This window comes from Streptomyces mayonensis (assembly GCF_018982965.1).
Classification (GTDB): domain Bacteria; phylum Actinomycetota; class Actinomycetes; order Streptomycetales; family Streptomycetaceae; genus Streptomyces; species Streptomyces mayonensis.
This window is the reverse complement of record NZ_JACBYP010000048.1, coordinates 36,975-57,443: the sequence shown is the minus strand read 5'-3', so window position 1 is coordinate 57,443 and position 20,469 is coordinate 36,975. Positions and strand designations below refer to the sequence as shown.

Genomic DNA, 20,469 nt, shown 5'->3' with positions numbered 1-20,469 from the left:
CCCCCGGCCCTCCGCCCTGCCAGGGCCCCCGCCTCCGTCACCGCGACCGCGACCGCCACGGCGTTCTTCGCCCTGCTCGCCGTCCTGCTGGCCCTGGTGCCCGCCTGGCCCGCGGCCGGTGCGCAGGCCGGTCCCGGCGGGGCCGTGCCGGTCGCCGCCGGGGCGGCCGTGCCCCACCCCGATCTCGACCTCCACGCCGACGACGGCTGCACGCCCGTCTGCGCCGCCCCGGTCAGGGCCCGGCACGACCACCTGGGCGAGCGCCCGACGGCGCCGGACCACCACGCGGCCGCCGCCGCGCACCGCACGGGCACCACGCCCGACGCCCGTACCCGCACCCGGGTGGCTCCGGGACCGGTACTGATCTCCCCCGGCCGCACGAGCCACGACAGCGGGCGGGCGCCTCCCGGGTCCTCCGGCACCTGAGAGTCCGACCCCCACCCTGCTTTCCGTTCCTCTCCCGTTCTCCCGCCGCGGCCGCGCTCGGCCGCCGCCGTGGCGTGCCCGCCGGAGGCTCCCGTTGAACCGTTCACGTCCCCGTACCCGCCCACGCCCCCGTACCCGGTCAGGCGGCTCGCGCGCCCGCGCGCTGCTCGCCCTGGCCGTGCTGGCCGTGTCCGTGGCCATCGCCCTGACCATGCCGATCCGTCTCGGGCTCGACCTGCGCGGCGGCACCCAGATCGTGCTGGAGACCAAGTCCACCGCCACCACGAAGGCCGACCGCGAGGCCACCGACCGCACCGTGGAGGTGCTGCGCGGCCGCATCGACGCGCTCGGGGTCGCCGAGCCGACCATCGTCCGCTCCGGTGACAACCGCGTCGTCGTCGAACTGCCCGGCGTACAGGACCCGAAGCAGGCCGCGGACGTACTGGGCCGCACCGCGCAGCTCACCGTCCACCCGGTTCTCGGCGCGGCCGACGAGGCCGGTGACGCGGCAGGTGAAGCCGGTGGCACCGACCAGGAGGCCGGTGAAGCCGCCGGGAAGACCGGTGACGGCGAACGCGTGCTCCCCGACGAGTCCGGGCAGTCCCTCAGGCTCGCGGCGGCCGATCTCACCGGCCAGGACGTCAAGGGCGCCGACGCCCGTTTCGACCAGCAGAACGGCTCGGGGTGGCACGTCACCGTCGACTTCAAGGACGCGGGCAGCGACCGCTGGGCCGGGGTGACCGGCGAGGCGGCCTGTCACCCGGCCGGTGATCCCCAGCGCCGGGTCGCCATCGTGCTCGACGACAAGATCATCTCTTCGCCGCAGGTCGACCCCTCCGTGGCCTGCGGGGCGGGCATCTCCGGCGGCTCCACGCAGATCACCGGCTCCTTCGACGACGCCGAGGCCCGTGAACTGGCGCTGCTGATCAAGGGCGGCGCGCTGCCCGTGCCGGTCGAGACCGTCGAGCAGCGCACCATCGGCGCCACCCTGGGCGACGAGGCCATCTCGGCCGGCGCCTGGGCCGCCGTCATCGGCACCGCGCTGACGGCGCTGTTCATCATGGTCGTCTACCGGCTGATGGGCGCCCTGGCGACCGTGGCCCTGCTCTGCTACGGCCTGATCTCCTACGCCGCCCTGGCCGCGGTCGGCGCGACCCTGACCCTGCCGGGCCTCGCGGGCTTCGTACTCGCGATCGGCATGGCGGTGGACGCCAACGTCCTGGTGTTCGAACGGGCGCGCGAGGAGCAGGCGGCCCGCACCCGTCCCAGTACCCGTGCCGCGCTGACCGAGGGATTCCGCAGCGCCTTCAGCGCGATCGCCGACTCCAACATCACCACCCTGATCGCCGCCGCGCTGCTGTTCTTCCTGGCCTCCGGGCCCGTGAAGGGCTTCGGTGTCACCCTGGGCATCGGTGTGCTGGCCTCCATGGTCAGCGCGCTGGTGATCACCCGGGTGCTCGCCGACTTCGCCGCGGGCCGCCCGGCCGTCTACCGCCGCCCGCGGATCACCGGCATCTCGAGCACCGGCCCGGTCCGTGACGCGCTGCTGCGCCGCAACCCCTTCCTGATGCGCCGGCCGCGCCGCTGGCTGGCCGCCTCGCTGGTCGTCCTCGTGGTGGCCGGCTCCGGCGTCCTGGTCCGCGGCCTGAACTTCGGCATCGAGTTCACCGGCGGCCGGCTCATCGAGTACTCCACCGCCCACCAGGTCGATCCCGACCGGGCCCGGGACGCCCTCGCCGACGCGGGCTTCCCGCGCGCCGTCGTGCAGTCCTCCGGCGACAGCGACCTCACCGTGCGCACCGAGGAGCTGACCGACACGGAGGCGTCGACCGTCACCGAGACCGTCGAAGGCCTGGGCGGCGAGACGGAGAAGGTCCGCGACGAGCTGATCGGCCCGAGCCTCGGCGAGGAGCTGCGCCGGGACGCGCTGATCGCCCTCGGCCTGGCCCTGGGCGCCCAGCTGCTGTATCTCGCGGCCCGGTTCCGCCTGCTGTTCGGGACGGCGGCCGTCAGCGCGCTCGCCCATGACGTGATCATCCTGGTCGGCGTGTTCGCCTGGCTGGGCAAGCCGATCGACGGGGTGTTCCTGGCCGCGCTGCTGACGGTGATCGGCTACTCGGTCAACGACTCGGTGGTCCTCTTCGACCGCGTCCGCGAACTGCTCGGGCGGGAACGGAAGACCCCGTTCGCCAGGCTCACCAACGACGCGATCCTGCAGACCCTGCCCCGTACGGTCAACACGGGCATGGGCGCCGTCCTCATCCTCGCCTCGCTGGCCGTGCTGGCCGACGACTCGCTCACCGACTTCGCCCTCGCCCTGCTGATCGGCGTGGCCGTCGGGACGTCCTCCTCGGTGTTCACCGCTTCCCCGCTGGCCATCGTGCTGCACGGCCGGGGCACCCGGACACGCCCCGTGCGCCGCGGAGGCCGGGGCGGCGGAAAGAACGCGAAGGACACGAAGGACCGGAAGGACGGGAGGGACCGGAAGGACGGGAAGCAGGTGCCGGCACGCCGCGCGGAGCGACCGGAGACCTCCCCGGTGAAGGGTCTCTGAGGCCCGTCCGAACCCCGGACGAAAGGCTCTCGGTCCCCCGGGCCCTGCGGGCCGGGGACCGAGGGGGCCTCAGCGGGAGCGGAAGTGCGCCCCCACCAGGGTCCGCACCACGTCCTGGTCGCCGGCGATCAGCGCGTCCAGCAGGGCGGTGTGCTCGTGCGCGTCGGCGACCAGATCGGCCCGCCCCCGCACCGAGGGGGCACCGGCCGGCGGCCACTGCGCCCGGCGGTGCAGGTCCCCCGCGATACGGACGAGCTGTTCGTTCCCGGCCAGCGCGAGCACCGCGCGGTGGAAGGCGCGGTCCGCCTCGGCGTACGGGGCGGGGCAGCCCGCGGAGGCGGCCCGGACGGTGGCCTCGGCCAGGGGACGCAGCTCGGCCCAGCGCTCGGCGGGCACGGTACGGGCCAGCCGGAGCCACACCGGGACCTCGATCAGCTCGCGGACCTCGGCCAGTTCGGCCAGCTCGCCCTCGCCGCGCTCGACGACGCGGAAGCCGCGGTTGGGAACGACCTCGACGGCGCCCTCCAGGGCCAGTTGCTGCATGGCCTCGCGCACGGGCGTGGCGGAGACGCCGAACCGCTCGCCGAGCACGGGCCCGGAGTAGACCTCGCCGGGCCGCAGCTCGCCGGTGGCCAGGGCGTTGCGCAGGGCGTCGAGGACCTGCCCGCGCACGGAGGAACGCTGGACGAGCGGGCGCGCACGGGGCGGTGGCGGTTCACTGTGCGTGTGCTCACCACGGGCGGCACCGTCCGCACCGCCGTCCCGGGCCCGGACCCGCCCCTGCCCCTGCCCCTGTTCGCGTCCCTGCTGCCGTCCCGGCCCCCGCCCCTGCCCTTGTCCATGGTTCCGTTCCTGGCTCAGGGGCCCGGCCCGGTCCACATCCGCGGCCGCGGGCTGCACCGGCACCCGCACCGTCTCACCGACACCCTGCGCGCTGGGGTTCACGGGGTCCTCCTGCGGGACGTGTCGGTACTTGCGGTCATTGCGGCGGGTTGTCACCTGTCCGTCAAGCACCATAAGGGCATGGGCCGTCAGTTCAAATCCGAAGGATCTTGGGTAAGGTAAGGCTTACCTCCAGCAGTCGGTGTTTTCCCGTGTTCTGATGTGGATCGGTGGTCCCGCATGTCTCTCGCCCGCTCGGCCCTCACGGACGCCTACGCGCGCCTGTCCGAGGTCCTGCCCGGGCTGGGAGTCACCGAGCTGGACCCGGCCGCGGACGCGCCGCGCGGCGGCGGCTGGGTCACGGCCGATGCGCTCGCCGCGGGCGGGGCGGAGCTGGCCGCCTTCCTCGAGTGGGACGAGGCCCAGGTGCTGCGGGACTACGGCCGCCGGGCCCGGCCGGACGTGATCGCGAGCTTCGGACTGCACCGGTACGCGTGGCCGGCCTGCCTGCTGATCACCGTGCCGTGGTTCCTGCACCGCCGGGTACCCCGGCTGCCCGCCGCACAGGTCGCCTACGACCGCACCGCCGCCGGCCTCCCCCTCGGCCGCATGGCCCTGCGCCCCGCCGGCTTCGCCTGCCTGCCCGGCGACCCGGCCGCCGCGCTGCCCGGCGCCCGGGTGGTCGCCGACGAGGAGGCACTGCGGGCGGAGGTACGGGCCTCGGTCGCCGAGCACCTCGAACCGGTACTGGCCGGATTCGGCCCCCGCATGCGGCGCCGCGGCCGCGCCCTGTGGGGCATGGCGACCGACGAGGTCGTCGAGAGCCTCTGGTACGTCGCCCACCTGCTCGGCGAGCAGGAGCGGGCGCGCCGCGAACTGGAACTGCTGCTGCCGGGCGCGACCAGGCCGTACGTCGGCGACGCGGCCTTCCGCGAGCTGAAGGGACCGGACGGTCAGCCGCTGCACACCCGGGACCGGGCGAGCTGCTGCATGTTCTACACCCTGCGCCCCGAGGACACCTGCGCCACCTGCCCCCGCACCTGCGACGCGGACCGCGTCAACAAGCTGCTCACCGCAGCGGGTTGAGCACGGCTCGAGCACGGGTGCAGGCACCCGCCTCCAAGATCGTCGGCTAAGATCATCCGGTGATCACGGGAGATCACCGGAAATCACCGAAGCCGTTTCGCGACTACCCCTTCACAACTCCCCCACGCGTCGCGGTAACTTTCCGTGGAACCACTCGTACGGGTAGTCTTATTCGAACCCAACTCCCGCCCGTCACACGGCAGTTCGAGCAGAACGCCGCCCTGGGTCCCCCCTCGCACCCCCTTGGCGGCCTCTTGCCCCGAAACCCCCTGAGGACCGCTGGGTTTGGGCCACCATGGCGGGCGTTACGCCCTATCCCACTGCAAGGGACCCCTGATGAGATTGACCGACATATCGCTGAACTGGCTGCTTCCGGGCGCCGTGCTGCTCCTGGGCATGCTGGCGGCGGTGGCGGTGCTCGCGCGCGGCAAGCGTGCCCCGGGGAAGGACGCGGGCGCGGACGACTCGTGGGAGCGGATGGAGGAGCGCCGCAGGCGCAAGGAGGCCCTGTACGGCACCGTCTCCTACGTCCTGCTCTTCTGCTGCGCCGCGGTCGCCGCGGCACTCTCCTTCCACGGTCTGGTCGGCTTCGGCGAGCAGAACCTCGGGCTGAGCGGCGGCTGGCAGTACCTGGTTCCGTTCGGGCTCGACGGAGCGGCGATGTTCTGCTCCGTCCTCGCGGTGCGCGAGGCCAGCCACGGTGACGCGGCGCTCGGCTCGCGGATACTCGTGTGGACCTTCGCGTTCGCCGCGGCCTGGTTCAACTGGGTGCACGCGCCCCGCGGCCTGGGGCACGCGGGGGCCCCGCACTTCTTCGCGGGCATGTCCCTGTCGGCGGCGGTGCTGTTCGACCGGGCCCTGAAGCAGACCCGGCGGGCCGCCCTGCGCGAACAGGGCCTGGTGCCGCGTCCGCTGCCGCAGATCCGCATGGTGCGCTGGCTGCGGGCCCCCCGGGAGACCTACCGCGCCTGGTCGCTGATGCTTCTGGAGGGCGTGCGCAGCCTGGACGAAGCGGTCGAGGAGGTCCGCGACGACCGGCGCCAGAAGGAGGAGAAGAAGCTGCGCCGGCGCGAGCAGGAGCGGCTGGAGCGGGCGCAGCTCAAGGCGATCAGCCGGGGCCACGGCCACCGGGGCTTCCCCGGCCGCGGCGGCCGCCAGGTGGAGATCGAGGTGCAGCAGGTGGAGCGGGGCACCGAACGCGCCGCCACCGCGGAGCCTGCCATATCGGCTCCCGAGCAGCTGCCCGTACGCCAGCGTCCCTCCCTGCAGCCCGTTCGCAGCGGGTCTGACCAGGTGACCGTCGACCTCACCGCCGAGGACGACACCCAGGCCCTGCCGCGCCTGGACTCCCTGGAGCGCAAGCTCAAGGACCTTGAGCAGCAGTTCGGCTGAGCAGCCCGGGGAGCCACCCCGCAGCAGTAACCCGAGGCGCCCGAGACCTGCCGGAGACACGGCACTCGGGCGCCTCAGCCGTTCTTATCCCCCAGGCGGCCTGATCCCTCAGCCGTGTCCCTCAGCTGTCCTGGTCCCTCAGGCGGCCTCGGTGCCCAGTTCGAACCAGACCGACTTGCCCACCGTCCAGGGCCGTACGCCCCAGTCGTCGGCGAGCGACTCCACCAGGACCAGCCCCCGGCCGTTGGTCCGTTCGTCCGGTTCCGGTGCGCGCGGCCGGGGCGGCCGGCCGGCGAAGTCCCGCACCTCCACCCGCAGGGCCCGCGGCCCGACCGTCGCGGTCAGCACCGCCCCGTCCTCGGTGTGGACGAGTGCGTTGGTGACCAGTTCACTGGTGAGCAGCTCCGCGACCTCCGACTGTCCGGGCCCGCCCCAGTGCCGCAGCAGTTCCCGCAGGGCCCGCCGGGCCTCGGGCACCGCCCGCAGGTCCGCCCGGCCGAGCAGCTGCCTGAGCTGTGGCGCCGCCTGCTCCTTCATGTCCCCCGTTGACGTGCTGATGTCGTCTCCCCCGTTCGTGCCTGACCGTCCCCGCCTTTCGAACAACCTCACGGGGAAAGCCTTGCCCGTTCGGGCCCTCGCCACGCATCTCGATTCTCCCGGGCCGCCCGTTTCGGGCAGGACGGGAAGGACGGGCAGCAGGGGGGCGTCAGCCCGGGACGCGGCGCAGGAACTGGGTGAGGGTCCGGCCGGGGATCGATCCGGAGGGGACCCGGCTGACCGGGACCCCTCCCATGGCCTCGTAGAAGGGCTCGGCGTTCGGGTCCGCGTCGATGGTGAACCGGGTGAACCCCAGGGTCCGGGCCGTCTCGACGGCATGGGTGAACAGCAGGCGGCCGATCCCCTCCCCGACCAGGTCCGGTTCGACGAACATCATGCCCAGCACGCCCTGCGGCGGCTCGCCCTCCAGGGTCGTGAAGCCCACGACACCGCCGTCCCGCTCAGCGACGCTCGTACGGCGCCCGGCGAGTTCCGCGTCCGCGAGCGTCAGTTCCTCGCGGCAGGACGCGAGGAACTCGGCGTCGTACCCCCAGTAGGCCTTGGAACGCAGCGCCAGTTCGGTCAGAAGTTTCGCTTCCCCGGGCCGGGCGGGCCGGATCAGGACGGTCATTCAGCACCTCCACAAAGCCTCAGCCGCCCTCCGTCCTCGCCTAAGAGGGCGGACCCGGGGGTCAGCCGACGACGAAGCCCTTCAGGAGGGCGTCACGCATCTCGACGTAACGGTCCATCAGGTCGGCACGGCCCGTGAGCACGTCCGAGGTGTGCTGCATACCGAAGAAGGCGGAGACGAAAACCCGGGCCAGGGACTCCGGACTGGTCTCGGGGCGCAGTTGTCCGGCGTCCCTGGCCCTGGCGATGAACTCGGCGAGCACCTCGGGCCACCAGACGTACGGCTGAGGCAGGTCGGCGTCGATCAGGGAGCGTTCGATCTGCAGCCGGGCACCGGCCTGGACGACCGTGTCGTGGCGGAAGGCCTCAGCGGTGCCGTCCAGGACGGCCAGCAAGGACTCGAGGGGAGACAGGCCCAGGGCCCGTACCCGCTCCAGGAGCGGGGGCCAGCGCCGGTAGTGCTCCTCGACGACGGCAAGAGCGAGCACCTGCTTGTTGGCGAAGTGGAAGTAGACGGCGCCCTTCGTCATCGAGGCACGGGCGGCGACGTCCTGCAGGGTGACCGCCGCGTACCCGTGCTCCGCGAAGATCTCCGCTGCCGCCCGCAGGATCTGGGCCTTGGTCCGCCGTGCGCGCTCCTGCTTGGGCTGACCGCCGGCCTGCTGAACTGCCCCGGCATCGTCCGTTTCAGGCACCGACTGCCTCCTTGGTGGTGTCGGCACCCCGGATTCGATGAGTGCGTCCTCACGTTCTCCATCACAATATACCTTTGGGAATGTATATTTCTCAGGTCGATCGGTGGTCCCGCTCGTTGGGACCAGAACGGGGGTTCAACATGTCGATCAGTACGTCTCCAGCTGCCCGCAGAGCGGGAGCGGAGCCCTGGGACCGTCTCCTCACCTACGACCAGACGGTGTCACGCACTCTGGTCCACCGTGCGGCCGTGACCGAAGTGTTCCTGACGGACGGATGCAGGGTGGAGGACACGGAGCGGGTCCTCATAGCCGCGCAGTGGCCGCGCAGCCATGCACTGTACGAGCCGGACACGGCGGGGTTCAGCGACCCGGTGCTGCTCGTCGAAACCGTGCGGCAGGCAGCCATCTACACCGCGCACCGCTTCCACGAGGTGCCGCTGACCCACCGTTTCATCTTCTGCGACCTCGACTTCCAGATCGAGGACCCGGTCCTGATGCGAGTGGACGGCAAGCCGCTGCGGGTCCTGCTCGACGGGCGGTTCACGCCCGACACCGGCCAGTCCACCAAGCGCTTCGGTGCCCGCTTCGAGATCGCGCTCGACATCGACGGGCAGCGCTGCGGACGGGCCTCGGTGCGCCTGCTCGCGGTGGGCGACGAGCTCTACGACACGCTCCGCCACCGCCACCCCGTCCCGGCGGACGGCTCACCGTTCCGGCGGTTGCGGACGCTCCTTCCGCCCGCCGAGGTGGGCCGGGTCCGCCCCGAGAACGTCCTGTTGAGCAACTCGGGTCCGGGGACGTACGAGATGCACCTGGACACCGGACATCCGGGGTACTTCGAGCACGCCAGCGACCACGTCCCCGGCATGGCCCTCGTGGAGGCGTTCCGCCAGGCGGGGCACCAACTCCTGCGCGGGTACGGCGATCCCGGGACCCGTCTGATGACCACGTGCGAGGTCGGCTTCGACTGTTTCGGCGAGCTGGACGCACCCATCACCATCCAGGGGAGCGAAGGGGCCGATGGGGCCGCCCCGGGCGACCGTCCGGTCCGCCTGAGGGCCGTCCAGGGCGAGCGCACCCTCGCCCGCGCCACCTGCGGGTACCGGCCCCACAGCACCGTGCGGGCCCGCTGACCAGCGCTCAGTATCGTTGCACTACGCAAGGGGGAGCACCGATGGAACTGCAACAGTTGCGCGTCTTTCGCGAGGTGGCACAGGAGTTGAGCTTCACCCGGGCGGCCAGGAAGCTGCACTGCGCCCAGTCCACCGTCACCGGCCAGATCAAGAGCCTGGAGTCCTCACTCGGCACCTCCCTGTTTCTGCGCCGCGGGCGATGTCCCATCGAGCTGACAGCCGCCGGCGCGCTGCTGCAGGGCCGGGTGGACCACATCCTTCAGGCGGTCGACACGACAGGACGGGAGGTCCGGGGCGTTGCCGACCGGCCCGCGCACCTCGACCGGCACCGGACTCACGAGGCGCACCCTCACGCGGTGTAGCGCGTACGGCGGCCCCCTGGGCGTTCTTTCCCGTCCTGCCTCATCCCCCGCCCGCCGTTCGCACCGGGGCTTTCCCGCCCTCCCCCCTCCTGTCCTGTTCCCTTCCTGTTCCCTCAGCGGCGGACGTCTCCGGGCCGGGCTCCCGTACGGACCCGCCCGGTGCCGTCTGCGATCCGATGCCGCCCGAATCGGGCGGCCACAAGGACTGCATGAACACCTGCACCTCTTCCCGCACCGTCGCGTTCTTCGACGTGGACGAGACGCTCATAACCATCAAGAGCATGTCCGGTTTCCTGGCCTTCTACTGGGACCGGACGGGCGAGGACCGGCGCCGCTTTCTGCGGGTCCGCGACGAGCACCTCCGCGAGCAGGCAGCCGGCGCGTCGCGCAGTCGGCTCAACCGGGCGTTCTTCCGCCACTTCCGGGGTGCCCCCAGCGCCGGACTGTACCGGGCCGGACGCGAGTGGTTCGCGGCCGAGCAGGCCGGCGGAGGCCTCTTCCACCGGCCCGCTGTCGACGCCCTGCACGGCCACCGCCGTGCCGGAGACCTCGTCGTCCTGGTCTCCGGGTCCTTTCTGCCGTGCCTGGCCCCGATCGCCGAAGCCCTGCACGCCGACGCGGTTCTGTGCACCGCCGCCGAGGAGTACGACGGCGTACTGACCGGTGAGGTCGGCCCGCCGGTGATCGGGCCGCGCAAGGCGGAGCTGGCCCGGCGGACGATGAGCGACCGACGGGCCGACCCGAGTGCGTGCCACGCCTACGGCGACCACGCGAGTGACGCGGACCTGCTGCGGGCCGTCGGCCATCCGGTGGTGGTCGGCGACGACCCGGTTCTCAACCGCCTGGCACAACGGGAGCGGTGGGCGCGGCTGGCCGGCCCTGCCCGGGCACCGGAGGGCACATCGCGGGCAGCAGCATTCCCCACAGGCGCCGCGTCCGCTCGCCGTCCTGCTCCGGCGGTACCGCGGGGGCCAGTTGATGCAGCCCCAGGAGCACAGCCAGAAGCAGTTGGCTGAGCACCTCGGGCTCGTGGCCCGGGTCGATACCGCCGCTGTCCTGCGCGACGATCACCAAGTGCAGCAGGAGCGCCCGCAATTGCTCCAACTGGACGACGTCCGTGCCCTCGGCCCGGGCCTTCTCGATCACCAGCCGCAGGCCGGCACTGAACCGCACGTCGCGCCGGGCGCGGTCGGTGAGTTGCTGCAGCAGCAGATCGAGTACCCTCACGGGCGACGCGCCGGAGCCCGCAGCCGCCGCGAGCAGGGCCTGCCAGCGCTCCTCGAACTCCCGGGTCAGCTCGTCGCCCAGTTCGGCCTTGGAGGCGAAGTGGCCGTAGAGCGCGCCCTTCGTGAGGCCGGTACGCCGCGCGACCGCCTGCAGGTTGGTGGCGGCGAAGCCCTGCGCGGCGAACTCGGCCGCGGCAGCGTCCAAGACCAGTGCGTACGTACGCCGTGCTCTGTCCTGTTTCACCATGGTGAGGCCTTCATCCGGCACGCCCCTTCCAAAAAAATCCTACGCAACTGAATCTTTTCCCAAAGATGACCCGGGTGACAAGCCAATCCCGTAATTCCGCTCGTAAACAGTGCCGTAATAAGACACTTGACCCCTAGGGGAGGAAAACCCACCATGCGCCCCACCGCCCAGATCCCGTCGGCAGGCACCGGCGGCATCCAGGACGCCGCCGCCCGGGCCGCGCGCCACGCGAGGGAGTCCGAGCAGTCGCGCACCCTGCATCCGGCCGTGGCCGACGCCCTGCTCCTGGCCGGCTTCGCCCGCCACTTCGTCCCGGCGGAGTTCGGCGGCACCGTCGGCACGTTCACCGAAATACTCGACTCCGTAGCCCGGGTCGGCGAAGAATGCACCTCCGCCGCCTGGTGTGCCGCGCTGCAGGCCGCCCACGGCAGACTCGCCGCGCACCTGCCGGGACAGGGGCAGGCGGACCTGTGGGCCGAGGGCCCGGACACTCCCGTCGCGGCGGCCGTGGTGCCGCCGGCCGGGGAACTGACCACGGCACTCGGGGGCTACCGGCTGACCGGGCGGTGGGGTTTCGCCAGTGGCGTCGACCACGCGCACTGGATCCTGCTCGCCGCGCCGGAAGTCGGCGCCACCGGTCACCACCAGCGGATCCTCGCCGTACCCCGCGCCGACTTCTCGATCCACGACACCTGGCACAACAGCGGCCTGCGGGGAACCGGAAGCCACAGCGTCACGGTGGACGACGCCTTCGTACCCGAGCACCGCACCGTCCTGCGCGACGCGCTCGCCGCCGGGCGCACCGGGGAGGGCGTGGCGCGCTGCCACCGCATTCCCTACACCCTGGTCGCCTCCCTCATCTTCGCGGCACCCGCGCTCGGCGCGGCGCGCGGCGCGCTGCGCGCCTGGACCGCACTGGCCGCCGATCGCGTCACGGCGGGTGGCGGACGCCGTCTCGACGACGCCCTCGCGCAGCAGGTCCTGGCCCGTTCCGCCGCAGAGGTCGACGCGGCGCACCTGTTGCTGCGACGCGCCGCCGACCGCGCCGACCAGGCTCCGCTGGACGACCTGCCGGTGGCCCTCAACATGCGTGACGCGTCCGTGGCGGTGGAGATGCTCGTGGGCGCCGTCGAGCGGCTGTTCCGCAACGGCGGGACCCGGGCCCAGGCCGACGGAGAGCCGCTGCAGCGGTTCTGGCGCGATGTGCACGCTCTCGCGGCGCACGGAGCTCTCCAGCTACCGCCCGCCGCGGCCGCCTACGGCCAGTTCGTGGCGGCGCGCGGCACCACGGGCTGAGCCGGCGGGCGCGGGGCCGTCCTCACAGGCCGGGCAGGTGGTGACGCCGCGTGGTCCAGGCGCACAGGGCGCCGCTATCGGGATCTCCGATGATATTTGAAACCTGCGCGAAGGAATGATTCTCTCGTCGGTAGGTGCCCGGGGATCTCTGGCGCGGCGACCCGGGCACCCCGCTGCGCGAACTGCCTTACCCGGCCGGCATCGACCAAGAATGGGTGATCAGCGTGACGACACGTCCCGGACCGTCCACCACACTCACCGCGCACCGCCCGGTCCGCCCGGGCGAAGAGAGCGGCGCCCAGTCCCGCCGCCCGACCGTCCGCGCCTCCCTCGGCGCCCCGGCCTCCGGCGGCCGTGACGCCGCGGCGGGCACGCCGGCCACCGCACGGACATCTGCCCGCCTCGGCCCGCGCGAGGCGACCGAGGACGAGCTGATGTGGTGGCAGTGCATGGAGGAGCTGAGGTGTCACTTCGAGCGAGCGCTGACACGCGAGCTCGGCCGACTCGGACTCTCCCCTTCGACGTACCTCGCCCTGGAGCAACTTGCGCTCAGCCGGGAGCAGTTGCGGGTGGCGGAGCTCGCGCAGGAGATCCACCTCAGCCCGTCGTCCACGTCCCGGGTGGTGGACCGCCTGGTCCGGGACGAGCTTGCCGTGCGCATGCCGAGCACCGGCGACCGGCGCATGGTGCACAGCCGAATAACCGAGCGGGGACGCGACCTGTACGAGGCCGCGGTCCCCGCCTACCGGATGGCGCTCGCCGACGCGTTGGACGCCGCACCGGGCATCCGCGGCACCGCCGGCCTCGCCAACGGCGTGCCGGGGCCCAGGACCTGAGGTCGACGCACGCTCTCCCATCGAGGCACGCGCCGCCCGTCCGGCGCTAGAAGAGCTTGTTCAGGAATCCGGCGAGCTGCGCCCGCATGCGCCCGATCTTCTCGTCCTCGGTGAGGGTCTCCTGAAGACGCCCCCCGGGCTGCGCCCGCTTCTTGCCACGCACGTACAACGAGCAGGCCAGGTCGGTGCAGAAGTACTGACCCACCGTCTCGTCGCCGTGGGCGCTCTGCCGGGCCTTGCGGGCCGTCATCAGCGCCACCCCGCTCGCGGAGTGCGTCGTCAGACAGATGGAGCACATGGAACTGTGCTGCGCGTTCCCGGTACGGGAGGCCAGACGGAGGGCGAAGCCCACGAGCCGACCCTCGTGCCCGGCCACGATGTAGCTGCGCTGCGGTGCGGCCGGATCGCGCCACCCGAGGAAGTCCAGGTCATCCCAGGGGAGTTCGGGCAGATTCCGAGGCACCGTGAGTCGACTGACCTCGCCCTTCGTGCAGTTGACGAACGAGGAACGGATTTCCGGGTCGGTCAATTCCTTCATGATTCGGACCCTAGCAGGCCCTATGTATAGTAGGCAAAAACCAATGACCCCTAGGTTGTGGCTTATGGGTCGCCGTACCGACACTGCACTGGAGAGGCCACGCTCATGTCCGAGGAGATCAGCACCACGAGCACCGAGAGCGAGGCGTCGGCCGAAGCGCCCCCCGCACCGACGGATCGCTCGTCCGTCGGCATCGCGCTCGTCCTGGCCCTGGGCGCGTTCGTCGCTCTGCTGGACACCACGATCGTCGGCGTCGCCATGCACTCGTTCACCCGGTACTTCGACGTATCGCTTGCGGACGCCCAGTGGGCGTCCACCGCGTACCTCCTCGCCATGTCCTCGGTCATCCCGGCCACCGGGTGGGCGGCTCAGCGCTTCGGAGCGACGACCACCTGGATCGCCTCCCTCTCCGTCTTCCTGCTGGGCTCGCTGCTGTGCGGTGCCGCCTGGTCCCTGGGCAGCCTCATCACCTTCCGGGCGGTGCAGGGTCTCGGCGCCAGCATGCTCTTCCCGCTGATGCGGATCATCGTCGTCCAGGTCGCCGGCCGGGCCCAGATGGGCCGGATGATGACGATGATGTCCGTTCCACTGCTGCTCGCGCCGGTGCTGGGCCCCGTGCTGGGCGGCACACTCATCCAGGAGTTCTCCTGGCGGTGGGCGTTCTTCCTGAACGTCCCGATCGTCCTCGCCGTGATCGTCCTGTCCGCACGGAAGATCCCGAACACCAAGGGCGAGGCACCGGGGCGTTTCGACCTTCCCGGCCTGCTCACCATGGGCGGTGGCCTGGCGGCGGCCATCCTCGGCTTCAGCAATCTGGCCAAGGGCACGTCGCCGACCGGCGCGCCGGTGCTCCTGCCGATCGCGGCGGGCGCCTTGCTCCTCGTCGTGCACGGAGTGCGGGCCGCTCGCTCCGAGACGCCCGGTGTCGTGGACTTCTCGCTCTTCCGCGACCGGGCCTTCACCGCTTCCACCTCCATCACCCTGCTCAACAACTTCGGGCTCTACGGAGTCGTCGTGCTGGTCCCGTTGTTCTTCCAGCAGGCCGGCGGGAAGGGTCCTCTGGGCGCCGGAGCGATCATGATGGCTCAGGGAGCCGGAACGGCGGTGGCCGTGCTGCTCGTCGGCCGGGTCATCGACACCAAGAGCAACCCGCGGGCGCTGGTCCTCGTCGGCCTCCTCCTGGTCGGGGCCGGACTCGGCACGTTCGCCCTGACCCACAGCGCCGAGGTGAACGTCCTCCTGCTCGCCTCACTGTTCGCCCAGGGCATCGGCCTGGCCCTGGCCGCCGCACCCGTCATGGTCACGCTGTACCACTCGCTGCCGACGACCAGCGTGGCGGCCGCGACCACGGCCAACGCGGTCTCGCAGCAACTCGGCGGTGCCGTGGGCACCACGGTCGTCGCGCTGCTTCTGCAGCACTACGTCTACTCGGCGGGTGGCACGGCCGCGGAGTTCGGCTCCGTCTTCTGGTGGGCCCTCGTCTTCGTGGCCCTCACCGCGATCCCCGCGCTGTTCCTTCCTCGCGGCAGCTCCCAGCAGGCCTGAGCAGGCCGCACGGGTGCGAGCCTTCGAAACCCGCCCACCCCCGTCCAGGAAAGTACTCAGTCATGGCTATCACTTCGCTCGGCCTGGCCAAGGTCCGCAACATCGGGATCATGGCCCACATCGACGCGGGCAAGACGACCACCACCGAACGGATCCTGTTCTACACCGGTGTGTCCTACAAGATCGGTGAGGTCCACGACGGCGCCGCCACCATGGACTGGATGGAGCAGGAACAGGAGCGCGGCATCACGATCACGTCCGCCGCCACCACCTGTCACTGGCCGCTCGACGACGTCGACCACACGATCAACATCATCGACACCCCGGGACACGTCGACTTCACCGTCGAGGTCGAGCGCAACCTGCGGGTGCTCGACGGTGCCGTGGCGGTTTTCGACGGTGTCGCCGGTGTCGAGCCGCAGTCCGAGACGGTGTGGCGGCAGGCCGACCGCTACAGCGTCCCGCGCATCTGCTTCGTCAACAAGCTCGACCGCACCGGCGCCGAGTTCCACCGGTGCGTCGACATGATCCGCGACCGTCTGGGTGCCCAGCCGCTGGTCATGCAGCTTCCGATCGGCGCGGAGGCCGACTTCGAAGGCGTCGTCGACCTCGTGACGATGAAGGCCCTGGTCTGGTCCGCCGAAGCGGCCAAGGGCGAGGCCTACGAGACCGTCGCCGTTCCGGACAGCCATGCCGAGGCCGCCGAGGAGTGGCGCGGCAGGCTGGTCGAGGCCGTCGCGGAGAACGACGAGGAGATCATGGAGCTGTTCCTGGAGGGCCAGGAGCCCACCGAGGAGCAGCTGTACGCCGCGATCCGCCGTGTCACCCTGGCCTCCGGCAAGTCCAGCGGCACCACGGTCACCCCGGTGTTCTGCGGCACCGCGTTCAAGAACAAGGGCGTCCAGCCGCTGCTCGACGCGGTCGTGCGCTACCTCCCCTCCCCACTCGACGTCGAGGCCATCGAAGGCCACTCGGTGAGCGACCCCGAGCAGGCCGTGACGCGCAGGCCCGACGACGAGGAGCCGCTCTCCGCACTCGCCTTCAAGATCGCGAGCGACCCGCACCTCGGCAAGCTCACCTTCGTACGCGTGTACTCGGGCCGGCTGGACGCCGGCACCGCCGTGCTGAACTCGGTGAAGGGCAGGAAGGAGCGCATCGGCAAGATCTACCGGATGCACGCCAACAAGCGTACGGAGATCGACTCGGTGGGCGCCGGCGACATCGTCGCCGTCATGGGCCTGAAGCAGACCACCACCGGTGAGACGCTGTGCGACGACAGGAGCCCGGTGATCCTGGAGTCCATGGACTTCCCGGCGCCGGTCATCGAGGTCGCGATCGAGCCCAGGTCCAAGGGCGACCAGGAGAAGCTGGGCGTCGCGATCCAGCGCCTGGCCGAGGAGGACCCCTCCTTCCGCGTCAAGACCGACGAGGAGACCGGCCAGACGATCATCGCCGGCATGGGCGAACTCCACCTAGACGTCCTCGTCGACCGTATGCGCCGGGAGTTCAAGGTCGAGGCCAACGTCGGCAGGCCCCAGGTCGCCTACCGCGAGACGATCCGCAGGAAGGTCGAGAGGCTCGACTTCACACACAAGAAGCAGACGGGCGGCTCCGGCCAGTTCGCCAAGGTGCAGATCGCGCTCGAACCACTCGCCGGGGAAGGCTACGAGTTCGAGAACAAGGTCACCGGCGGCCGGGTGCCCCGCGAGTACATCCCGTCCGTGGACGCGGGCTGCCAGGAGGCCATGGGCTTCGGCGTGCTGGCCGGCTACCCGCTCACCGGCGTCAAGGTCGTGCTCCTCGACGGTGCCTACCACGAGGTCGACTCCTCGGAGATGGCCTTCAAGATCGCCGGTTCGATGGCCTTCAAGGAGGCCGCCAGGCAGGCCTCCCCGGCCCTGCTGGAACCCGTGATGAAGGTCGAGGTGACGACCCCCGAGGACTACATGGGCGACGTGATCGGCGACATCAACTCCCGGCGCGGTCAGATCCAGGCCATGGAGGACCGCCACGGTGCCAAGCTCGTCACGTCGCTGGTGCCGCTGTCCGAGATGTTCGGTTACGTCGGCGACCTCCGCAGCAGGACCTCGGGCCGCGCGAGCTACTCGATGCAGTTCGACTCCTACGCCGAGGTGCCGCGGAACGTCGCGGAGGAGATCGTCGCGAAGGCCAAGGGCGAGTAGGGGCCGAGGGCGAGCAGCCCGCGGCCGGCAGCCGGACGCCGGGGGGGGGGGGGGGGCGCCGCGGGGGCGCCCCCCCCCCCCCCCCCCGCGCGGGGGGCGCCCCCCCTCGGGGGCCTCCCGCCACGGCACCGGCCTGTGTCTGTGGCCTTTCCCGCGGTCAGCCGCGCACCGCGCCCGACCGCGCGTCGAGGCGCAGGCTCTCCGCGTAGTCGGGAAGGATGCCCAGCTCCCTCGCCTCGGCCAACGTCGGAGCCGCGCGGTCCCGGTCCGACAGAACGAGCTCCAAGCCCTCGGGGAAGGGCAGGGCGAGGTCGGGGTCCAGCGGGTGGACGGCGTGCTCCCGCCGCGGTTCGTACCCGGTGGACAGCAGGTAGGAGATGGTGGTGTCGTCCTCGAGCGCGACGAAGAGGTGCCCGACACCGATCGGGATGAGTACCGACCGGCAGTCCCGCGGGTCGAGCTCCACCGAGTCCCACCTGCCGAAGGTCGGGGAGCCCACCCGGGTGTCGATGATGTAGTCCACGGCCTTGCCGCGCGAACAGTAGGCGTACTTGCCCATGCCGGGCGGGATCTCGGTGAAGTGGATGCCGCGGACGACGCCCCGTCGCGAGACGCTGTAACTGGACTGCGCCACCGGGTAGAGGGGGCGTCCCACGGCCTCGGTGAACACGTCCTCCTGGTAGGGCGACAGGAAGACACCACGAGTGTCCCCGAACACCTTCGGGGTGAACTCGTAGGCGCCCTCGATCTTCAGCTGGCGTACCTGCACCGGTCTCTCCTCATGTAGTGACGCCGTCCCCGTCCCGGGACGGCACTCAGAACGGCCCCTGGAAGCCGGCGCTCACGTCTGCCAGCTGCGGCAGCTCGGCGGCCGTCTCTCCGCACACCGCGAGGCAGGCGGACACGATGGTGCTCGCACCCGGGTGGAAGGCCTCCTCCAGCGGGCGGGACACGGGCGCCGGGCTGTCCGGCAGCGACACCCGGCGAACGGGGGCACGCAGCGCGTGGGGCACGTGCTCGGCGACGACCGCGGCCACCTCGGCGGTGAACCCGTACCGGGCCCAGCTGGTGTCGGCGACGACGAGCCGGCCCGTCTTCGCGACGGACTCGCAGATGATCCCCTCGTCCAGCGGCCGCAGACTGCGTACGTCCACCACCTCCGCGCTGATGCCGCGCTCGGCGAGCTGTTCGGCCGCGCGCTCCGCCTCGTGCACCATCAACGACGCCGCGACGACCGTGACATCGCTGCCCGGACGGGCTATGCGGCCGACACCGAACGGGGTCGGCACCGGCTCCACGGGCACCTCTCCGGTGAGCTGGTACAGGTTGCGGTTCTCGATCAGCACGACGGGGGTGTCCCCGGTCAGGGCCTGCACCAGCAGGCCTTTGGCGTCGGCCGGGGTGGCGGGGGTCGCCACGTGCAGTCCCGCGTAGTGCGCGAACGTCGCGTGTGGGCTCTGCGAGTGGGTGGACCCCTGTCCCCAGCCCCGGCCGACGACGCCGCGGGTCACCACCGGGACGCCGCCCTTGTCGCCGCCGTAGGTGTAGCGCCACTTGGCAGTCATGTTCACGAGCGGGTCCATGGCGAGGAACAGGAAGTCCGCGCGCACGTGCACCACGAGGGGGCGCGCGCCCGCGGCGGCGGCACCGACGGCGAAGCCGGCCGTGGCGTTCTCCGCATTGGGCATGTCGATCACCCGGCGCCGGCCGAACCGGTCGAAGGCCTCCTTCGTCGTGCCGAAACTGCCGCTCACGTCGTCGACGCCCTCACCGGCGACAAAGATCCTCTCGTCGCGTTCCATGCACTGCACGGTGCCTTCGCTGATGGCCTGCCAGTAGGTCAGGGTGCGCAATTCCGGTCTCCTCTTTCCTGGACGTGCGGGTTCAGTGGGCCGCGGGCAGATAGGCGCCGTCGAGCAGGCGGGCGGTGTCTGGGAACGGCAGCGCCTTGGCGCGGTCGATCGCCGCGTGGATCTCCTGCCGGAACTCGGCGCGCCAGGCTTCGACGGCCGCGTCGATGTCCGGTTCCTCCGCGCGCAGCGCGTCCGCGGCCCGCAGGATCGGGCAGCCCGCCATCCAGGAGTCGATCTCCTCCTTGGAGCGGTAGCCGTGATCGTGGTCCGTCCCGGGGCCCACGTGCGCCCGCCACCGGTAGGTCGCCAGTTCGAGCAGGACCGGTCCTGTCCCCCGGCGGGCGTGTTCCACCGCGTCCCGTGCTGCGGCGTGGACGGCGAACACGTCGTTGCCGTCGACGGACCGGGCCCGCACCCCGGCGGCGGCGGCACGACCGTGCACCGAGGTGCCCTCGGCATGCCGGACGCTCAGCGGCGAGGAGATCGAGTACAGGTTGTTCTCGCAGACGAAGACCACCGGGATCCGGTGTACGGCCGCGAAGTTCAGGGACTCGGCGAACACGCCCTCGTCGGCTGCGCCGTCGCCGAAGAAGGTGACCGCGATCCGCTGCTCACCGGCGCGGACGAAGGCCCAGGCGCTGCCGACGGCCACGGAGATCATCTCGCCGAGGATGGCGGCCGAGCCGGCGAAGCCCACCGACTGGTCAATCATGTGCATCGAGCCGCCCCGGCCGTGCGCGCACCCGGCCTCCTTGCCGTAGAGCTCGGCCACCAACGCCTCGAGGTCGCCGCCCTTGGCGAGGTAGGGGGCGTGCGAGCGGTGCCCCGAGTACACCCAGTCCTCGACGGTGGTGGCCGAGCACACCCCCACCGCGGTCGCCTCCTGTCCGATGGAGAAGTGCGTCGGGGTGCGCATCTCCTGCTCGTCGCGGTAGTGGTCGGCGAGGACCTCCTCCACGGTGCGGATGCGCACCATGTCCCGGATCAGCCGGGCACGGGTGGACGCCATCTTCGAGTCCTTTCGCTGTGTTTCTGTCACTGCGTTTCT

At 71.6% G+C, this 20,469-nt stretch carries 19 protein-coding genes and 1 pseudogene; 11 read left to right on the top strand and 9 right to left on the bottom strand.

Going from position 1 to position 20,469, the window contains the following annotated elements; genetic code table 11:
- The coding region (locus HZS56_RS19610) for a hypothetical protein (RefSeq protein WP_374201183.1) at positions 1-426 on the top strand (426 nt) is incomplete at its 5' end.
- Positions 427-520: 94 nt separating this feature from the next.
- Positions 521-2,980, top strand: coding sequence for a protein translocase subunit SecD (secD, locus tag HZS56_RS19605; protein ID WP_216722016.1), 2,460 nt, complete (start codon positions 521-523; stop codon positions 2,978-2,980).
- 69 nt (positions 2,981-3,049) lie between these two features.
- On the opposite strand, the gene HZS56_RS19600 is transcribed toward secD, so the two are convergent.
- Positions 3,050-3,841: a GntR family transcriptional regulator gene (locus HZS56_RS19600; RefSeq protein ID WP_216722022.1), complete on the bottom strand. Its 792-nt coding sequence runs from the start codon at positions 3,839-3,841 to the stop codon at positions 3,050-3,052.
- A 261-nt stretch (positions 3,842-4,102) separates the two neighbouring features.
- Between HZS56_RS19600 and HZS56_RS19595 the strand changes: the two genes are divergently transcribed.
- Both HZS56_RS19595 and HZS56_RS19590 read left to right on the top strand, forming a co-directional pair.
- Positions 4,103-4,948 (top strand): (2Fe-2S)-binding protein, encoded by an 846-nt coding sequence (locus HZS56_RS19595; RefSeq protein WP_216722015.1) that lies wholly within the window; start codon positions 4,103-4,105, stop codon positions 4,946-4,948.
- A gap of 336 nt (positions 4,949-5,284) precedes the next feature.
- A complete protein-coding gene (locus tag HZS56_RS19590; RefSeq protein WP_216722014.1) occupies positions 5,285-6,340 on the top strand; it encodes a DUF2637 domain-containing protein in 1,056 nt (351 codons plus the stop codon).
- 138 nt (positions 6,341-6,478) lie between these two features.
- Here the strand turns inward: HZS56_RS19590 and HZS56_RS19585 are convergent, their stop codons facing one another.
- The 3 genes from HZS56_RS19585 to HZS56_RS19575 form a co-directional block, all read right to left on the bottom strand.
- Positions 6,479-6,877 (bottom strand): ATP-binding protein, encoded by a 399-nt coding sequence (locus HZS56_RS19585; RefSeq protein WP_216722013.1) that lies wholly within the window; start codon positions 6,875-6,877, stop codon positions 6,479-6,481.
- 169 nt (positions 6,878-7,046) lie between these two features.
- Positions 7,047-7,508, bottom strand: a complete 462-nt coding sequence (locus tag HZS56_RS19580) for a GNAT family N-acetyltransferase (protein ID WP_216722012.1) — start codon at positions 7,506-7,508, stop codon at positions 7,047-7,049.
- Positions 7,509-7,569: 61 nt separating this feature from the next.
- Entirely contained in the window at positions 7,570-8,202 is a 633-nt protein-coding gene (locus tag HZS56_RS19575; RefSeq protein ID WP_216722011.1) for a ScbR family autoregulator-binding transcription factor, read from the bottom strand.
- Between the two features lie 80 nt (positions 8,203-8,282).
- Between HZS56_RS19575 and HZS56_RS19570 the strand changes: the two genes are divergently transcribed.
- The 3 genes and pseudogenes from HZS56_RS19570 to HZS56_RS38320 all read left to right on the top strand — a co-directional run.
- On the top strand, positions 8,283-9,335 hold the full coding sequence (locus tag HZS56_RS19570) for a ScbA/BarX family gamma-butyrolactone biosynthesis protein (RefSeq protein WP_308408104.1): 1,053 nt from the start codon (positions 8,283-8,285) through the stop codon (positions 9,333-9,335).
- A gap of 41 nt (positions 9,336-9,376) precedes the next feature.
- Positions 9,377-9,697: a LysR family transcriptional regulator gene (locus tag HZS56_RS19565; protein WP_216722009.1), complete on the top strand. Its 321-nt coding sequence runs from the start codon at positions 9,377-9,379 to the stop codon at positions 9,695-9,697.
- Between the two features lie 176 nt (positions 9,698-9,873).
- Positions 9,874-10,464 (top strand): annotated as a pseudogene (locus HZS56_RS38320) (HAD family hydrolase); the annotation flags it as partial.
- Between the two features lie 67 nt (positions 10,465-10,531).
- Here HZS56_RS38320 and HZS56_RS19555 read toward each other — a convergent pair.
- Positions 10,532-11,128 carry a TetR family transcriptional regulator gene (locus HZS56_RS19555; protein ID WP_253914511.1) on the bottom strand — a complete coding sequence of 199 codons (597 nt, stop codon included), beginning with the start codon at positions 11,126-11,128 and terminating at the stop codon, positions 10,532-10,534.
- Positions 11,129-11,323: 195 nt separating this feature from the next.
- On the opposite strand from HZS56_RS19555, the gene HZS56_RS19550 reads away from it, so the two are divergent.
- The gene (locus HZS56_RS19550; protein WP_216722008.1) at positions 11,324-12,466 is read left to right on the top strand and encodes an acyl-CoA dehydrogenase family protein; all 1,143 of its coding nucleotides are present in this window, start codon (positions 11,324-11,326) and stop codon (positions 12,464-12,466) included.
- A 134-nt stretch (positions 12,467-12,600) separates the two neighbouring features.
- On the top strand, positions 12,601-13,302 hold the full coding sequence (locus tag HZS56_RS38925) for a MarR family transcriptional regulator (protein ID WP_216722007.1): 702 nt from the start codon (positions 12,601-12,603) through the stop codon (positions 13,300-13,302).
- A 46-nt stretch (positions 13,303-13,348) separates the two neighbouring features.
- On the opposite strand, the gene HZS56_RS19540 is transcribed toward HZS56_RS38925, so the two are convergent.
- Entirely contained in the window at positions 13,349-13,840 is a 492-nt protein-coding gene (locus HZS56_RS19540; RefSeq protein ID WP_216722006.1) for an FBP domain-containing protein, read from the bottom strand.
- 105 nt (positions 13,841-13,945) lie between these two features.
- Here HZS56_RS19540 and HZS56_RS19535 point away from each other — a divergent pair, with 105 nt between their 5' ends.
- Positions 13,946-15,385 carry a DHA2 family efflux MFS transporter permease subunit gene (locus HZS56_RS19535; protein WP_216722005.1) on the top strand — a complete coding sequence of 480 codons (1,440 nt, stop codon included), beginning with the start codon at positions 13,946-13,948 and terminating at the stop codon, positions 15,383-15,385.
- Positions 15,386-15,447: 62 nt separating this feature from the next.
- On the top strand, positions 15,448-17,568 hold the full coding sequence (fusA, locus tag HZS56_RS19530; protein WP_216722004.1) for an elongation factor G: 2,121 nt from the start codon (positions 15,448-15,450) through the stop codon (positions 17,566-17,568).
- A gap of 157 nt (positions 17,569-17,725) precedes the next feature.
- On the opposite strand, the gene HZS56_RS19525 is transcribed toward fusA, so the two are convergent.
- Genes HZS56_RS19525 through HZS56_RS19515 form a run of 3 tightly spaced genes read right to left on the bottom strand, consistent with a single transcriptional unit; the run spans position 17,726 to position 20,430 of the window.
- Positions 17,726-18,337 carry a dTDP-4-dehydrorhamnose 3,5-epimerase family protein gene (locus tag HZS56_RS19525; protein WP_216722003.1) on the bottom strand — a complete coding sequence of 204 codons (612 nt, stop codon included), beginning with the start codon at positions 18,335-18,337 and terminating at the stop codon, positions 17,726-17,728.
- Positions 18,338-18,383: 46 nt separating this feature from the next.
- Positions 18,384-19,421 (bottom strand): alpha-ketoacid dehydrogenase subunit beta, encoded by a 1,038-nt coding sequence (locus HZS56_RS19520; RefSeq protein ID WP_216722002.1) that lies wholly within the window; start codon positions 19,419-19,421, stop codon positions 18,384-18,386.
- A 31-nt stretch (positions 19,422-19,452) separates the two neighbouring features.
- Positions 19,453-20,430: a thiamine pyrophosphate-dependent dehydrogenase E1 component subunit alpha gene (locus HZS56_RS19515; RefSeq protein ID WP_216722001.1), complete on the bottom strand. Its 978-nt coding sequence runs from the start codon at positions 20,428-20,430 to the stop codon at positions 19,453-19,455.
- Between the last annotated feature and the right edge of the window lie 39 nt (positions 20,431-20,469).

Coding starts and splice junctions, on each gene's coding strand:
- HZS56_RS19595 (WP_216722015.1), top strand. CDS start 4,103: ATGTCTCTCGCCCGCTCGGCCCTCACGGACGCCTACGCGCGCCTGTCC.
- HZS56_RS19590 (WP_216722014.1), top strand. CDS start 5,285: ATGAGATTGACCGACATATCGCTGAACTGGCTGCTTCCGGGCGCCGTG.
- HZS56_RS19585 (WP_216722013.1), bottom strand. CDS start 6,877: ATGAAGGAGCAGGCGGCGCCACAGCTCAGGCAGCTGCTCGGCCGGGCG.
- HZS56_RS19580 (WP_216722012.1), bottom strand. CDS start 7,508: ATGACCGTCCTGATCCGGCCCGCCCGGCCCGGGGAAGCGAAACTTCTG.
- HZS56_RS19570 (WP_308408104.1), top strand. CDS start 8,283: ATGTATATTTCTCAGGTCGATCGGTGGTCCCGCTCGTTGGGACCAGAA.
- HZS56_RS19565 (WP_216722009.1), top strand. CDS start 9,377: ATGGAACTGCAACAGTTGCGCGTCTTTCGCGAGGTGGCACAGGAGTTG.
- HZS56_RS19550 (WP_216722008.1), top strand. CDS start 11,324: ATGCGCCCCACCGCCCAGATCCCGTCGGCAGGCACCGGCGGCATCCAG.
- HZS56_RS19540 (WP_216722006.1), bottom strand. CDS start 13,840: ATGAAGGAATTGACCGACCCGGAAATCCGTTCCTCGTTCGTCAACTGC.
- HZS56_RS19535 (WP_216722005.1), top strand. CDS start 13,946: ATGTCCGAGGAGATCAGCACCACGAGCACCGAGAGCGAGGCGTCGGCC.
- fusA (WP_216722004.1), top strand. CDS start 15,448: ATGGCTATCACTTCGCTCGGCCTGGCCAAGGTCCGCAACATCGGGATC.
- HZS56_RS19515 (WP_216722001.1), bottom strand. CDS start 20,430: ATGGCGTCCACCCGTGCCCGGCTGATCCGGGACATGGTGCGCATCCGC.